At 68.3% G+C, this 12954-nt stretch carries 13 protein-coding genes and 1 pseudogene; 7 read left to right on the top strand and 7 right to left on the bottom strand.

The genetic code is table 11. The annotated features are described in order from the left end of the window. Positions 1-40 precede the first annotated feature (40 nt). The 3 genes from glpX to VK682_RS20310 form a co-directional block, all read right to left on the bottom strand. On the bottom strand, positions 41-1006 hold the full coding sequence (gene glpX, locus VK682_RS20300; protein ID WP_089844372.1) for a class II fructose-bisphosphatase: 966 nt from the start codon (positions 1004-1006) through the stop codon (positions 41-43). A gap of 110 nt (positions 1007-1116) precedes the next feature. Further along, complete coding sequence (locus tag VK682_RS20305) at positions 1117-2409, bottom strand: homoserine dehydrogenase (RefSeq protein WP_324782465.1); 1293 nt, start codon at positions 2407-2409, stop codon at positions 1117-1119. A 108-nt stretch (positions 2410-2517) separates the two neighbouring features. Next, complete coding sequence (locus VK682_RS20310; protein ID WP_089844377.1) at positions 2518-2805, bottom strand: hypothetical protein; 288 nt, start codon at positions 2803-2805, stop codon at positions 2518-2520. A gap of 111 nt (positions 2806-2916) precedes the next feature. Between VK682_RS20310 and VK682_RS20315 the strand changes: the two genes are divergently transcribed. Further along, positions 2917-3504 (top strand): TetR/AcrR family transcriptional regulator, encoded by a 588-nt coding sequence (locus VK682_RS20315; protein ID WP_230797474.1) that lies wholly within the window; start codon positions 2917-2919, stop codon positions 3502-3504. 9 nt (positions 3505-3513) lie between these two features. Here the strand turns inward: VK682_RS20315 and VK682_RS20320 are convergent, their stop codons facing one another. Continuing rightward, positions 3514-3861: a c-type cytochrome gene (locus tag VK682_RS20320; RefSeq protein WP_324782466.1), complete on the bottom strand. Its 348-nt coding sequence runs from the start codon at positions 3859-3861 to the stop codon at positions 3514-3516. A gap of 193 nt (positions 3862-4054) precedes the next feature. On the opposite strand from VK682_RS20320, the gene VK682_RS20325 reads away from it, so the two are divergent. Both VK682_RS20325 and VK682_RS20330 read left to right on the top strand, forming a co-directional pair. Further along, a complete protein-coding gene (locus VK682_RS20325) occupies positions 4055-4489 on the top strand; it encodes a DMT family transporter (RefSeq protein ID WP_089844661.1) in 435 nt (144 codons plus the stop codon). Between the two features lie 75 nt (positions 4490-4564). Continuing rightward, entirely contained in the window at positions 4565-5338 is a 774-nt protein-coding gene (locus VK682_RS20330) for a hypothetical protein (protein ID WP_230797476.1), read from the top strand. Between the two features lie 7 nt (positions 5339-5345). Here VK682_RS20330 and VK682_RS20335 read toward each other — a convergent pair whose 3' ends face one another. Together VK682_RS20335 and VK682_RS20340 are read right to left on the bottom strand one after the other, a co-directional pair. Next, the gene (locus tag VK682_RS20335; RefSeq protein ID WP_230797477.1) at positions 5346-6029 is read right to left on the bottom strand and encodes an ABC transporter ATP-binding protein; all 684 of its coding nucleotides are present in this window, start codon (positions 6027-6029) and stop codon (positions 5346-5348) included. Further along, positions 6022-7308 carry a lipoprotein-releasing ABC transporter permease subunit gene (locus VK682_RS20340; protein ID WP_230797478.1) on the bottom strand — a complete coding sequence of 429 codons (1287 nt, stop codon included), beginning with the start codon at positions 7306-7308 and terminating at the stop codon, positions 6022-6024. Before VK682_RS20340 ends, VK682_RS20335 begins: the two co-directional genes overlap by 8 nt. Before the next feature lie 247 nt (positions 7309-7555). Between VK682_RS20340 and VK682_RS20345 the strand changes: the two genes are divergently transcribed. Both VK682_RS20345 and VK682_RS20350 read left to right on the top strand, forming a co-directional pair. Beyond that, positions 7556-8662 carry a pyridoxal phosphate-dependent aminotransferase gene (locus tag VK682_RS20345; RefSeq protein ID WP_230797479.1) on the top strand — a complete coding sequence of 369 codons (1107 nt, stop codon included), beginning with the start codon at positions 7556-7558 and terminating at the stop codon, positions 8660-8662. A gap of 141 nt (positions 8663-8803) precedes the next feature. Beyond that, positions 8804-8992: a histidinol phosphate aminotransferase gene (locus tag VK682_RS20350; protein ID WP_089844385.1), complete on the top strand. Its 189-nt coding sequence runs from the start codon at positions 8804-8806 to the stop codon at positions 8990-8992. A 17-nt stretch (positions 8993-9009) separates the two neighbouring features. Here VK682_RS20350 and VK682_RS20355 read toward each other — a convergent pair whose 3' ends face one another. After that, entirely contained in the window at positions 9010-10206 is a 1197-nt protein-coding gene (locus tag VK682_RS20355) for a pyridoxal-phosphate-dependent aminotransferase family protein (RefSeq protein WP_230797480.1), read from the bottom strand. 168 nt (positions 10207-10374) lie between these two features. Here VK682_RS20355 and VK682_RS20360 point away from each other — a divergent pair, with 168 nt between their 5' ends. Both VK682_RS20360 and VK682_RS20365 read left to right on the top strand, forming a co-directional pair. Next, a complete protein-coding gene (locus tag VK682_RS20360) occupies positions 10375-11070 on the top strand; it encodes a phosphatase domain-containing protein (RefSeq protein ID WP_230797481.1) in 696 nt (231 codons plus the stop codon). Then, positions 11067-12919, top strand: a pseudogene (locus VK682_RS20365) (ABC transporter ATP-binding protein). The gene VK682_RS20360 and the pseudogene VK682_RS20365 overlap by 4 nt, the downstream one beginning before the upstream one ends. The last annotated feature ends 35 nt before the right edge of the window (positions 12920-12954 follow it).

Here is a 12954-nt window from a genome sequence, read left to right on the forward strand (position 1 = left end):
TCGTCTGGTGCCCGGTCCTGCCCCGCAGGGGGGCGGGGCGTTATTTGAACGGGTTGCGGTAGATCACCCGCCGCACCGACCCGGTCTTGGACCGCATCAGCAGGGTTTCGGTGGTGATCCAGCCGATTTCCCGCTTGATCCCCGACAGGATGGAGCCGTTGGTGACGCCGGTTGCGGCAAAGATCACGTGATCGGTCACCATGTCGTCGCGCTTGTAGACGCGGTTCAGGTCGGTGATGCCCGCCTTGGCGGCGCGGCCCCGTTCATCGTCGTTGCGGAACAGCAGGCGGCCATAGATCTGCCCGCCCATACATTTCAGCGCGGCGGCAGCCAGCACGCCCTCGGGCGCGCCACCCGAGCCCATATACATGTCGATGCCGGTGATCTGCGGTTCGGCGCAGTGCATGACCCCTGCCACGTCGCCATCGGTGATCAGACGGATCGCGGCACCGGTGGCGCGGACCTCGGCGATCATCTCCTCATGGCGCGGACGCTCAAGGATGCAGCAGGTGATGTCGGACGCGTCGCAGCCCTTGGCACGGGCCAGCGCCTGCACCCGCTCTGCGGGCGACATGTCCAGCGTCACGGTGTCTTCGGCATAGCCCGGGCCGATGGCCAGCTTGTCCATGTAGACGTCGGGCGCGTGCAGCATCGACCCGCGCGGGCCCATGGCGATGACGGTCAGCGCGTTCGGCATGTCCTTGGCGGTCAGCGTGGTGCCTTCCAGCGGGTCGAGCGCAATGTCCACGCCCGGGCCGTTGCCGGTGCCCACTTCCTCGCCGATATAGAGCATCGGCGCCTCGTCGCGCTCGCCCTCGCCGATCACCACGACGCCCGCGATGTCGAGCATGTTCAGCTGTTCGCGCATGGCGTTGACCGCCGCCTGATCGGCGGCTTTCTCGTCGCCATGACCCACCAGCTTCGCCGAGGCGATGGCGGCCTGTTCGGCGACGCGGGCCAGACCCAGCGACAGCATGCGGTCGTTAAAATCCTTGGGGGTGGACATCGGGGCGTTCCTTGAAATTGTTCGGTGAGGGCGGTGTATCGCGCGCGCTTGCGCAAGGGCAAGCGCGGTGGCGCTAACGGGCGCCGGGGCGCCCGCAACTCTGCCGCGTCTCAGGCGGCCTCGATGCGCAGGGCCACCGGGCTGCCCAGCACGACGCCGGTTTCCGGCATCGCGGCCAGCGCCGTATCCAGCGCCTCGCGCGTGGTCTTGTGGGTCACGATCAGCACCGGGGCGCTGTCGCTTTCGCGCGACTGGCCATACTGGCGCAGCCGGTTGATCGACACGCCCGCCTCTCCCAGCGCCGCCGCCACCTTGGCCAGCGCACCCGGCTTGTCGACCAGCGCCATGCGCAGGTAATAGGGCGCGGGCGCCGTGGATTTGGCCGGGGTGGCGCGTTTCAGCAGGCTTGCAGGCGCCCCAAAGGTCGACAGCCGCGTGCCGCGTGCAATGTCCATCACGTCGCCCATCACGGCAGAGGCGGTGGGCCCTTCGCCCGCACCCGCGCCGCGCAGCACGATCTGGCCGACCTGATCGCCCTCGATCACCACCATGTTGGTGCCGCCGTCCAGCTGCCCCAAGGGCGAGGTGGCGGGCACAAGGCAGGGCGCCATCGACTGTTCCAGCCCGCGCCCGGTCAGGCGGCAGACCCCCAGCAGCTTGATGCGGTAGCCCATGTCGGCGGCCTGCCGGATGTCCTCGGCAGAGACGCGCCCGATGCCTTCAAGCTCGACCGCGTGGAAATCCACCTGCGTGCCATAGGCGATCGCCGACAGCAGCGACAGCTTGTGCCCGGCATCGATCCCGCCCACGTCCAGTTCGGGATCGGCTTCCAGATAGCCCAGCTTGTCCGCCTCGTCGAAGGCCTGTTCATAGGTCAGGCCCGCGTTTTCCATCCGGGTCAGGATGTAATTGCAGGTGCCGTTCATCACGCCCATGACGCGGGTCACCTCGTTGGCGGCCAGCCCCTCGGTCAGCGCCTTGATGACCGGGATGCCCCCCGCCACCGCCGCCTCGAAGCGCAGCACGCAGCCCTTGGCCTCGGCCAGTTCGGCCAGTGCCTGCCCGTGATGGGCCAGCAGCGCCTTGTTGGCCGTCACCACGTCCTTGCCCGCCTTCAGCGCCGCCTCGGTCGCGGCCTTGGCCGGGCCGTCACTGCCGCCAATCAGTTCCACGAACACGTCGATGTCGTCGCGCGCGGCCAGCGCCACCGGATCATCCACCCATTCATAGGTGGCCAGCGACACGCCGCGTTCCTTGTCGCGGTTGCGGGCGGAGAGGGCAGAGATCACGATGGGGCGCCCGGTCCGCGCCTCCAGCAGCGCGGCCTTCTGGCGCACGATCTTGACGACCCCGGCCCCCACGGTGCCCAGCCCGGCGATCCCAAGACGAAGCGGTTCAGACATGGGGAGGGCTCCTTTTTTATCCGTGATCCTGTCCGCGCTGGCTTAGCCGCATCGCGGCAGGTCTGCAACGGGATCGGTGGCGGCGCGCAACGGCGCCGCCGGACCGGATCAGAACGGATCGGGCACCCCTGCCGCCATCCGCGCCCGTGTCTGGGCATCCACCACCGGCCCCTGCAGCCCTGCGGCGCGGGCGCGCAGGGCGCTGGCGCGCGTCTCCAGCCCCTCCTGCTGCTCGGGCGTGGCGCGGGGCGGTGCGGCTTCGGCCAGAAGCGGCCCCAGCGGCAGCAGATCCGGCCAAGGGGCTTCGGCCACGCCCGGCGTCTGCGCGCCCTCAAGCTCGGGGAAGGGGGTGCAGGCCGCAAGCGCGGCGCAGAGGGGCAGAAGCAAAAGGCGCATGGGCGGCGGATCCGGACTGTCTGTGCCCGTCATGCCGCAGCCCGCCCGCCGGAGCAAGCCTTGCGCCGCTTCGCGCTTGTTCTGAACACACGTTCAGATACATACGCGGCCATGGCCCGCACCACTGGATCGCATTCCGAAATCACCGGGCCGCGGATCCGCGAGGCGGCGCTGCGGCTTTTTGCCAAGCACGGCTATGCCGCCGTCTCCATGCGCCAGATCGCGCGGGAGGTGGGGGTGCAGGTCGGCGCGCTTTACAACTACACCCCCGACAAGCAGGCGCTGCTGTTCTCGCTGCTGCAGGGCCATATGGACGAGCTTCTGGCCGCGTGGGAGGCAGAGCCGCGCGGCGCGGATCCGCTGGCGCGGCTGGAAAGCTTCGTGCGCTTCCATATCCGCTTCAACCTTGCGCGCCCCGAGGCGATCTTCATCTCCTATATGGAGCTGCGCAATCTGGAGCCCGCGCCCTTTGCCGCCATCGAATCGCTGCGCCGGACCTACGAGCAGGAGCTGGAGGCGATTCTGGCGCAGGGCCGCGACGCGGGCGTGTTCCAGCTGGACGAGCCACGCATCACGGCCTTTGCACTGATCGCGATGCTGACCGGGGTCAACACATGGTATCGCGCCGATGGCCGCCTGTCGGAACCCGAGGTGGCCAGCCTTTACTGGGACATGACGCGGCGGGCGGTGGGGGCCTGAGCCCCCGCCTCAGCCCTCGACCTGCAGCGTTTCGAGATATTCCAGCAGCGCCACCAGACGGCGCGGCGTGGGCGTCAGCGTGCCGTCGCCCGAATCGTAGGGCACCAGATCGCCCTGCAGCAGCGCGCCGAATTCCGGCATGCCCGGCCCGTCGGGATGGACGCGGGAATAGCCGTCGATGGTGGACAGGACCTGCGCGCGCGGCAGTTCGCCGCCATTGCGCGCGGCGATCAGGGTCAGGTCGGCGGGCGGAGGCGTCATCCCCGCCGCCAGCGGCCCGTCGCCGCGCCCGGCAGCCCCGTGGCAGCCCGCGCAGTAATCGCCATAAAGCGCGCGGCCATCGCTGGGTTCAGGCATGGCGCTGTCCATGCAGGCCGCAAGTCCCAGCAAGCCTGCCCCCCAGACGCTCCAAAGGATCCTCTGCATCGCTCTGCCCTCTTCTGCTGTGCTTTGCCCCTGTCTGACCCTTCCCGCCGCGCGGATCAAGGGACTTGCCGCCGCAGCGCGCAGCGGGCATCACGGACGGGCATTCCGCCGCAAGGATCCGCTCATGCCCTCCCAAGCCCTGATCATGCTGGCCGCCGGCATCGGCATTCCGATCCTTGCCGCACTGAACGCCCGGCTGGGCGGCTGGATGGGCTCGCCTGCGGGGGCGGCGGTGATCCTGTTCTGCGTGGCGCTGGCCGCCACCACGCTGGTGCTGCTGGTACTGGAGCCGCGCGCGCTGGTCCGCGCCATGGACGCGCCGCGCCACCTGTTTCTGGGCGGGCTCTTCGTGGCTTTCTACGTGCTGGCCGTGACCTATGTGGCCCCAAGCTTCGGCGTCGGGCGCGCGGTGTTCTTCGTGCTGCTGGGCCAGCTGATCAGCGCGGCGCTGATCGACCATTTCGGCCTGTTCGGCGCGCGCATCGCCCCGGTGACGCTGAACCGTCTCGCCGGGATCGCGCTGATGGGCGCGGGCGTGTTTCTGGCGCAGCGCGGCTGAGCGCGCTTGCGCGGCTGCGGCGGCGCGGGCATGCTTGCGGGCATTGACCCCAACGCCTTTTTCCGGACCCCCGCCATGCGCCTTTTGCTGACCACAGCCTTTGCCCTGCTTGCGCTGCCCGTGCTTGCCCAGACCCCGTCGCTTTCGCCCCTGCCCCAGCAACAGCAACAGCCCGGCGCCTTCCTGCCCGGCGCGGTGCCGGGACCATTGCTGGATGCCCCGCAGGTGCAGATTCTGGAGCCGTCGCGGCAGCAGGATCTGCTCGACGATGCCTGGATCCGCTATCTAAAAGACGACAGCATTCCTTTTCCCACGACAGGCCCCGTGCTGACGCTGCAGGATCTGGAAGCCGGCACGCTGCTGCCACCCGACGCGCTGCGGCAGACACCACTTGACCCGGCGCAGGTGCAGGCGCTGCAATGGGGCGGCGATACCACGCTGGATCTGCAAAGCCTCGGGCTTGCCACCGCGCCACAGGTGCCGGTGAACCTTTTTGCGCTTTACGACGCGGCGGGCACCTTCAAGGGCCTTGCCACCCCGCCCCCCGGCGTCAGTTCCGAAGCGTTCCTGCTGTCCAGCGCCCGCCGCGGCGACCGCGCCAAGCCGGTGCAGGCCAAACAGCAGGGCAAGGATGTCTCCTCGCTCAGCCACAAGATCCTCAGCGTGCTGTCCGAGATCTGCGCGGTCAGCATCCGCCCGCGTGAACTGACGGTGACGCTGGGCGGCGGCTGGTCGCTGGGGGTCGAGGCGACCGCCGAAATCTCGGCGCTGATCGACGTGGAGCAAAGCTGCGCCCGGCTCAGCACCGAACTGCAGGACGCGCGCAGCGCCGCCCCCGCCCCCGAATGACCAAAGCCTAGAAGGCCACCAGCCGCCCTTCGGTCAGCCGCACCCGGCGGTCCATGCGCGCGGCCAGATCAAGGTTATGCGTGGCGATCACCGCCGACAGCCCGGTGTCACGCACCAGCCGCACCAGCGCGTCGAACACCCGGTCCGAGGTGGCGGGATCAAGGTTGCCGGTGGGCTCGTCCGCCAGCAGCAGCTGCGGGGTGTTGGCCATGGCGCGGCAGAAGGCGACGCGCTGCTGCTCGCCGCCCGACATGGCGGCGGGACGGTGCGCCGCGCGGTCGGCCAGCCCCACGCTGTCCAGAAGCCCGCGCGCCCGCGCCTCGGCCTCCGACGCGGAGGCGCCATTGGCCAGCTGCGGCAGCACGACGTTCTCCAGCGCGGTGAATTCCGGCAGCAGGTGGTGAAACTGATAGACAAAGCCCACCATCTGCCGCCGCACCACCGTGCGCCGCCGGTCGGATTTGCGGCCCATCACCTCGCCGCCGATGGCCACCTCTCCGGCATCGGCCACGTCCAGCAGCCCCGCGATATGCAGCAGCGTCGACTTGCCCGCGCCCGAAGGCGCCACCAGCGCCACCACCTCGCCGCGCTGCACTTCCAGATCGGCGTCGCGCAGCACCTGAACGGCATTGGGTCTGCCGGGATTGTAGGTCTTGGCGATGCCCGACAGGCGCAGAACCGGATCACTCATAACGCAGCGCCTCCACGGGGTTCATGCGCGCCGCCCGGCGCGCGGGAAAGATGGTGACCACAAAGGACAGGCCCAGCGACAGCGCCATGGCGCTGAACACATCGCCCGCCTGCAGCTTGGCGGGCAGGGCATAGATGCCCCGGATCGACGGATCCCAGACCCCGCCCCCCGCGACATAGTTCACGAAGGAAAAGATCGGATCGATATAGATGGCGAACAGACAGCCCAGCACCACCCCCAGCGCCGTGCCGATCACCCCGGTGAAGGCGCCGCAGATGAAGAACACCCGCAGCACCGATCCTTCGGTCAGCCCCATGGTGCGCAGGATGCCGATGTCGCGGCCCTTGTTCTTGACCAGCATGATCAGCCCCGACACGATGTTCATGGTGGCGATCAGCACCAGCACCGACAGGATGACGAACATCACGTTGTCCTCCACCTCCAGCGCGCGCAGGAACCCGCCGGAGGCATCCTGCCACGTCCAGATCATCGCCCCCGCCCCGGCAGCCTCGGCAATGGGCTGCGCCAGCCCCCGCACCGCCTCGGGATCGCTGACCATGACCTCCAGCTCGTCCGCCACCCCCTCGCGGTTGAAATAAAGCTGTGCCTCGTCAAAGGGCATGTAGGCGCGGGTGCGGTCGATGTCATAGCGCCCGGCGGTGAAGATCCACACCACCTCATAGGCCTTGACGCGCGGGCTGACCCCGAAGGCGGTCTTCACCCCCTCGGGCGAGATCAGCCGGACCTGATCGCCCACCTCGACCCCCAGTTCGCGCGCGACCCCCGATCCCAGCGCCAGCCCCTCGCCGAACCGCGCCAGATCGCCGCGCCCGGTCTCCGGATCGACGATGCGCCGGATCCCCGCCAGATCCTCGGCGGCGATGCCGAACACCTCGACCCCGGCATTGCGGCCATTGGCATTGGCCATGACCTGCCCCTTGACCAGCGGTGCCGCGCGGTCCACCCCCGGCACCTCGGCCACCCGGGCGGCGCGTTCGGCGTAATCGGAAAAGGTGCGCACGACGCGGCCAAACTCGTCCTCCCGCGCCGAGGCATAAACGCTGGCATGGGCATTCGCCCCCAGAATCGTGTCGACAAACTCCGCCCGGAAGCCCGACCGCACCGACAGCGTCGCGATCAGCGCGAACACGGCCAGCGTGATGCCGATCAGGCTGATCCATGTCATCGTGCTGACGCCGCCCTCGGCGCGCCGTGCGCGCAGATAGCGCCACGCGATCTTCCATTCGAAGGCGGCAAAGGGAGGCGGGGTGCGGGCCATGGCGGTCACTTTCAGGGTCAGATGCGCGCGGACCCTGCCCTCCCCCCCCGCCGGGGTCAAGCCGTGCCGCGGCGGCGCGCCGCTCCCGCGTTCCGAGCCTTTCGCCTCCGGCGGGGATATTTTTGGTCAGAAGAAGCGCGCGCCGGTTTCTTCTGACCAAAAATATCCCGGGGGTGAATGCGGCGCAGCCGCAGAGGGGGCAGAGCCCCCACTTGCGCGGCTGCCGCCCGCGCGCCATAACTCCGCCATGACCGGACCCCGCTATACCGCCCTTGTCGCCAGCCTGCCCGCAACCGTGCCCTTTGTCGGGCCCGAAACGCAGGAGCGCGAGCGCGGCGCGCCGTTCCGCGCCCGCATCGGCGCCAATGAAAACGTCTTCGGCCCCTCGCCGCAGGCCATCGCCGCGATGCAGGCCGCCGAGGCCGAGATCTGGAAATACGGCGATTCCACCAGCTATGACCTGCGCCACGCGCTGGCCGCGCATCATGGCTGCGCGCCGGAAAACGTGATGGTGGGCGAAGGCATCGACGGCATTCTGGGCTATCTGGTGCGGCTGGTGGTGGCGCCCGGCGATGCCGTGGTCACCTCGGACGGGGCCTATCCCACCTTCAACTATCATGTGGCGGGATTCGGCGGCGCGCTGACCAAGCTGCCCTATCGCGACGATGCCGAGGATCTGGCAGCGCTGCTGGACCGGGCGGCGGAGCTTGACGCCAAGCTTGTCTATTTCGCCAATCCCGACAACCCCATGGGCAGCATGCTGCCCCGCGACGCCATCGAGGCGCTGCTGGACCGGATCCCCGAAGGCACGCTGCTGGTGCTGGACGAGGCCTATGTGGAATTTGCGCCCGAAGCCACGGCCCCGCGCATTGCCATCGACGATCCGCGCGTCATCCGGCTGCGCACCTTTTCCAAGGCCTATGGCATGGCCGGGGCGCGGGTGGGCTATGCGCTGGCGGCGGCGCCGCTGATCGCGGCCTTCGACAAGGTGCGCAACCATTTCGGCATGAACCGCAGCGCGCAGGCGGGCGCGCTTGCGGCGCTGCAGGACCATGGCTGGCTGGAACATGTCCGCGCCGAAGTGGCGCAGGCGCGCGATCGCATCACGGCGATTGCCGCTGGCTGCGGGCTGACCGCGCTGCCTTCGGCCACCAATTTTGTCGCGGTGGATTGCGGGCGCGACGGCGCCTTCGCGCGGCGGGTGCTGGCGGAACTGGGCGCGCGCGGGGTCTTCGTGCGCATGCCTTTTGTTGCGCCGCAAGACCGCTGCATCCGGATCAGCGCCGGCACGCCGCAGGATCTGGACGCGCTGGCCGAGGCGCTGCCGCAGGCGCTGGCCGCCGCCCGGGGCTGATCGGGGCCGCGTCGGATATTTCAGACGTTCACGTTCCCGCGCATTGACGAATTTGCAAGCCTTGGCTGCGATCCTGCCCCGTGACGCAGGGGCAATTCGTTCTATCCTGTGTCGGGCAGCCCCCAGTTCAGGAATGGCCTCATGGATCCGCAGACCCGCCAACCCGCCCCGGACTATTTCCCCGCCAATCTGGTGATGATCTTCGTCAACATGCTCTGGATCTTTGTGGCGCTCTGGGCCGTTTTCGGCCTTGAGGTCGTGATCCTGCTGGCGGTGGCGATCAATCACGGCATCACCGTGATCGACCACCGCCGCAAGTCCCGCCAGTAGCGGTCAGACGCCCCAGCTCAGGCGCCTGAAATCACCTCGGCAGCGGCGCCAAGCCCGCCCTTGCCATGGGGAATGTCCAGCGCGCGCAGACCGGATTCGACCACGCCCAGCAGGCCGAGGATCATATGCGCGTTGACATGGCCCATATGCCCAAGCCGGAAAAACCCGGTGCCCTTGGGGTCATCGGGCTCGGTCATGCCCAGCCCGATGCCCAGCGTCACCCCGGTCTGCGCGGCGGTCCATTCGCGCAGCCGCGTGCCATGCGGCGCCCCCAGACGCAGCGCGGTCACGGCATGGCTGCGCAGGCTGGGGTCGGTGATGTTCAGGGTCATAGGCCCGCCCTGCCCCCAGACCTCCACCGCGGCCCAGATGGCACGCGCCAGCGTGGCGTGACGGGACCAGACCTGCTCCAGCCCCTCCTCGCGAATCATGTCGAGCGCGGCGCGCAGCCCGTAAAGGTGATGGGTCGGCGCCGTGCCGCCGAAGTATTCGTAGAAGAAATCCGGCTTGCCGCGCGGCGTCCAGTCCCAGTAACGGCTGACCCGGCGCAGTTCGGTCCGGCGGGCGGCGGCGCGGTCGTTGAAATAGACAAAGCCCAGCCCCGGCGGCACCATCAGCCCCTTCTGCGAGCCGGTCACCATCACGTCCACGCCCCAGTCATCCATGCGGAACTCGTCCACCCCCAGCGAGGCGACGCAGTCGGCCATCAGCAGCGCGGGATGGCCGGTGGCGCGCATCGCTGCCCCCAGCGCCGCGATGTCATTGCGCACCGAACTGGCGGTATCCACATGGGTGGCAAGCACGGCCTTGATGCGGTGGGCCTTGTCGGCCTCCAGCGCGGCGGCGACCTGCGCCGGATCGAAGGTGGATTTGGTGCCGAAATCGATCACCTGAGTCTCGATCCCCAGCCCGCGCGCCATTTCCGCCCAGCCATGGCCGAAGCGCCCGGTGGCGGGCACCAGCACCACATCGCCTTCTTCGGCGACATTGGCCAGCGCCGCTTCCCATGCGCCATGGCCGTTGCAGATATAGATCGCGACGCGCGCCGTGGTCTGGGCCACATATTGCAGGTCCGGGATCAGGTCGGCCACCATTTCGACCAGCGCGCCCTCGTAGATGTTGGGCGAGGCGCGGTGCATGGCGCGCAGCACCGCATCGGGCATGACAGAAGGGCCGGGAATGGCCAGATAGGGGCGGCCGTGGGCAAGCGACATTGGGGGATCTCCGACTGCGCCCCTTGAAATTGCGGGGCTCGGGCCAACCTAACCGCAGTCGCGGCGGCGTCAATCACCCACGGCGCCCTGAGGCGGCCCCTACGGGCGCACTGCTTGCCACGGCGGCGGCTTGCCCGTAAACCGCGCGGGACTGACAGGATGGAGCGGATGCTCAAGACACTCTGGCAACGCATCGAGACTGCGGAACGGCGCCTGCGCCGGTCTTTCGGCACGGATATCTCGACGCCCGGCGCGCGGCTGCTGTCAAAGCTGCATTACCATGTGTTCGACCATGCCTTCCTGCGCACGGTCTGGACCAATTTCTTTCAGCTGGCCCCCGGGGTCTGGCGGTCCAACCATCCCACCCATGCCCGGTTCGAAAAATACGCGCGCATGGGGATCAAGACCGTCATCACCCTGCGCGGCGAGGAAAAATTCTCGCATTACCTGTTCGAGAAGGAAAGCTGCGAGAAGCTGGGGCTGACCCTGCTGCATGCCAAGCTCTGGGCACGCATGGCGCCCAAGCGCGACCGCATCGTGCATCTGATCGACACGCTGCGCACCGCCGAAAAGCCGCTGATGTTCCACTGCAAGTCCGGCGCGGACCGGGCGGGCTTTGCCTCTGCGCTTTATCTGATGGTGTTCGAGGGCGTGCCGGTGGAAGAGGCGCGCAAGCAGCTGGGGCTGAAATACATCCATCTGGAATTCACCAAGACCGGCATTCAGGGCTACATCCTTGACACCTATGCCGCGCGCAACCGCCGCGATCCCATCTCGTTCGAGGAGTGGATCCGCACCGAATATGACGACAAGGCGCTGCAGGCCGGGTTTGATGCCCGCCGCCCGCCGGAAGATCTGGCGTGACCCGCCCCCCCCGCAAATCCGGCTCCCTGCTTGGCTGGCTCTGGTGGAGTTACCTGTGGCGCTATCGCGGGCAGATCGCGGTGGCCTTCTTCTTCATGATGATCGAAGGCTCGATGTTCGGCTTTCTCAGCTACATGATGAAGCCGATGTTCGATCAGGTGCTGGTGGGCGGGTCGGAATCCGCGCTGATCTGGGTGGGCTTTGCCATCTTCGGCATCTTCATGGCCCGCGCGCTGGCCAGCATCGTGCAGAAGGTGCTGCTGACCCGCGTGTCGCAGCTGACCGTGGCCGACATCCGCAACGACCTGCTGGCGCATCTGATGACACTGGATGGCGCCTTTCACCAGAAACACGGGCCCGGCTATCTGATGCAGCGGGTCGAGGGCGATGTGGACGCCATCAACAAGGTCTGGCGCATTCTCATCACCGGCACCGGGCGCGATGCCATCGCATTGGTGGCGCTGTTTGCGGTCGCCATCGGCATGGACTGGCGCTGGACGCTGGTGGCGCTGGTCGGCGTGCCGCTGATGATCGCCCCCACCGTGCTGCTGCAGCGCTATGTGCGCAAATATGCCCGCCACGCCCGCGACATCTCGGCGGGGCTGTCCACGCGGCTCAACGAGATCTTTCACGGCATCGTGCCGGTCAAGCTCAACCGGCTGGAAGCCTATCAGGCGGGGCGCTACCGCCGTCTGACCCGCGAACGGGTGCGCACCACGGTCAATTCCAGCATGGGACAGGCGGCGCTGCCCGGGCTCATCGACATCATGTCGGGCGTCGGCATTCTGGGCGTGCTGCTTTACGGCGGCGGAGAGATCATCTCCGGCGAAAAGACCGTGGGCGATTTCATGGCGTTCTTCACCGCCATCGGCCTTGCCTTCGAGCCGCTGCGCCGTCTGGGCGCGGTCAGCGGCAGCTGGCAGATCGCCGCCGCCTCGATCGAGCGGATCAAGGAACTGCTGGAAACCACGCCAGAACTGCGCGACCCGCCCGATCCCGTCCCGGCCCCCTCGGGCGTGCCGGAAATCGCGCTGCGCAATGTGGAGCTGAGCTATTCCGGGGCTGCGGTGCTGCGCGGCACCTCCTTTGTCGCCGAGGCGGGCAAGACCACGGCGCTGGTCGGTGCCTCTGGTGCGGGAAAATCCACGGTATTCAACGTGTTGACGCGTCTTGTTGATCCCGAACAGGGCGAGGTCACCATCGGCGGCGTGCCGGTCTCCGCCATGCGGCTTGCGGATCTGCGCGGGCTGTTTTCGGTCGTGTCGCAGGACGCGCTGCTGTTCGAGGACAGCCTGCGCGACAACATCCTGCTGGGCCGCGATGACGTGACCGAGGAGGAGTTGCAGCAGGTGCTGGAGGCCGCGCATGTGGCGGATTTCCTGCCTCGCCTGCCAGAGGGGCTGGACAGCCGCGCCGGACCGCGCGGATCCAACCTGTCGGGCGGGCAGCGCCAGCGCATCGCCATCGCCCGCGCGCTGCTGCGCGACACGCCGGTGCTGCTGCTGGACGAGGCGACCTCGGCCCTTGATGCCGCCTCGGAACAGGTGGTGCAGCAGGCGCTGGACCGGCNCTGCGCGACACGCCGGTGCTGCTGCTGGACGAGGCGACCTCGGCCCTTGATGCCGCCTCGGAACAGGTGGTGCAGCAGGCGCTGGACCGGCTGTCGGCGGGCCGCACGACGCTGGTCATCGCGCATAGGCTGTCGACCATCCGCAATGCCGACATGATCGTGGTGATGGATCAGGGCCGCGTGGTCGAACAGGGCAGCCATGACGAGCTGATCGCCCGCGACGGCGCCTATGCCCGCCTGCATGCCATGCAGTTCGAGGATGCGGACGCCCCCCTGTAACCCGCGCTGTAGAGCCCTTATAGTCTGGGCAGCAA

The sequence above is a fragment of the Salipiger marinus genome (assembly GCF_035481585.1).
In the GTDB taxonomy this organism is placed as follows: Bacteria; Pseudomonadota; Alphaproteobacteria; order Rhodobacterales; family Rhodobacteraceae; genus Salipiger; species Salipiger marinus.

Bases quoted from the DNA above. Each gene is read 5' to 3' on its own strand.
- VK682_RS20360 (WP_230797481.1), top strand. From the start codon at position 10,375: ATGCTCAAGACACTCTGGCAACGCATCGAGACTGCGGAACGGCGCCTG.
- glpX (WP_089844372.1), bottom strand. From the start codon at position 1,006: ATGTCCACCCCCAAGGATTTTAACGACCGCATGCTGTCGCTGGGTCTG.
- VK682_RS20305 (WP_324782465.1), bottom strand. From the start codon at position 2,409: ATGTCTGAACCGCTTCGTCTTGGGATCGCCGGGCTGGGCACCGTGGGG.
- VK682_RS20310 (WP_089844377.1), bottom strand. From the start codon at position 2,805: ATGCGCCTTTTGCTTCTGCCCCTCTGCGCCGCGCTTGCGGCCTGCACC.
- VK682_RS20325 (WP_089844661.1), top strand. From the start codon at position 4,055: ATGCCCTCCCAAGCCCTGATCATGCTGGCCGCCGGCATCGGCATTCCG.
- VK682_RS20320 (WP_324782466.1), bottom strand. From the start codon at position 3,861: ATGCCTGAACCCAGCGATGGCCGCGCGCTTTATGGCGATTACTGCGCG.
- VK682_RS20315 (WP_230797474.1), top strand. From the start codon at position 2,917: ATGGCCCGCACCACTGGATCGCATTCCGAAATCACCGGGCCGCGGATC.
- VK682_RS20340 (WP_230797478.1), bottom strand. From the start codon at position 7,308: ATGGCCCGCACCCCGCCTCCCTTTGCCGCCTTCGAATGGAAGATCGCG.
- VK682_RS20355 (WP_230797480.1), bottom strand. From the start codon at position 10,206: ATGTCGCTTGCCCACGGCCGCCCCTATCTGGCCATTCCCGGCCCTTCT.
- VK682_RS20330 (WP_230797476.1), top strand. From the start codon at position 4,565: ATGCGCCTTTTGCTGACCACAGCCTTTGCCCTGCTTGCGCTGCCCGTG.
- VK682_RS20350 (WP_089844385.1), top strand. From the start codon at position 8,804: ATGGATCCGCAGACCCGCCAACCCGCCCCGGACTATTTCCCCGCCAAT.
- VK682_RS20335 (WP_230797477.1), bottom strand. From the start codon at position 6,029: ATGAGTGATCCGGTTCTGCGCCTGTCGGGCATCGCCAAGACCTACAAT.
- VK682_RS20345 (WP_230797479.1), top strand. From the start codon at position 7,556: ATGACCGGACCCCGCTATACCGCCCTTGTCGCCAGCCTGCCCGCAACC.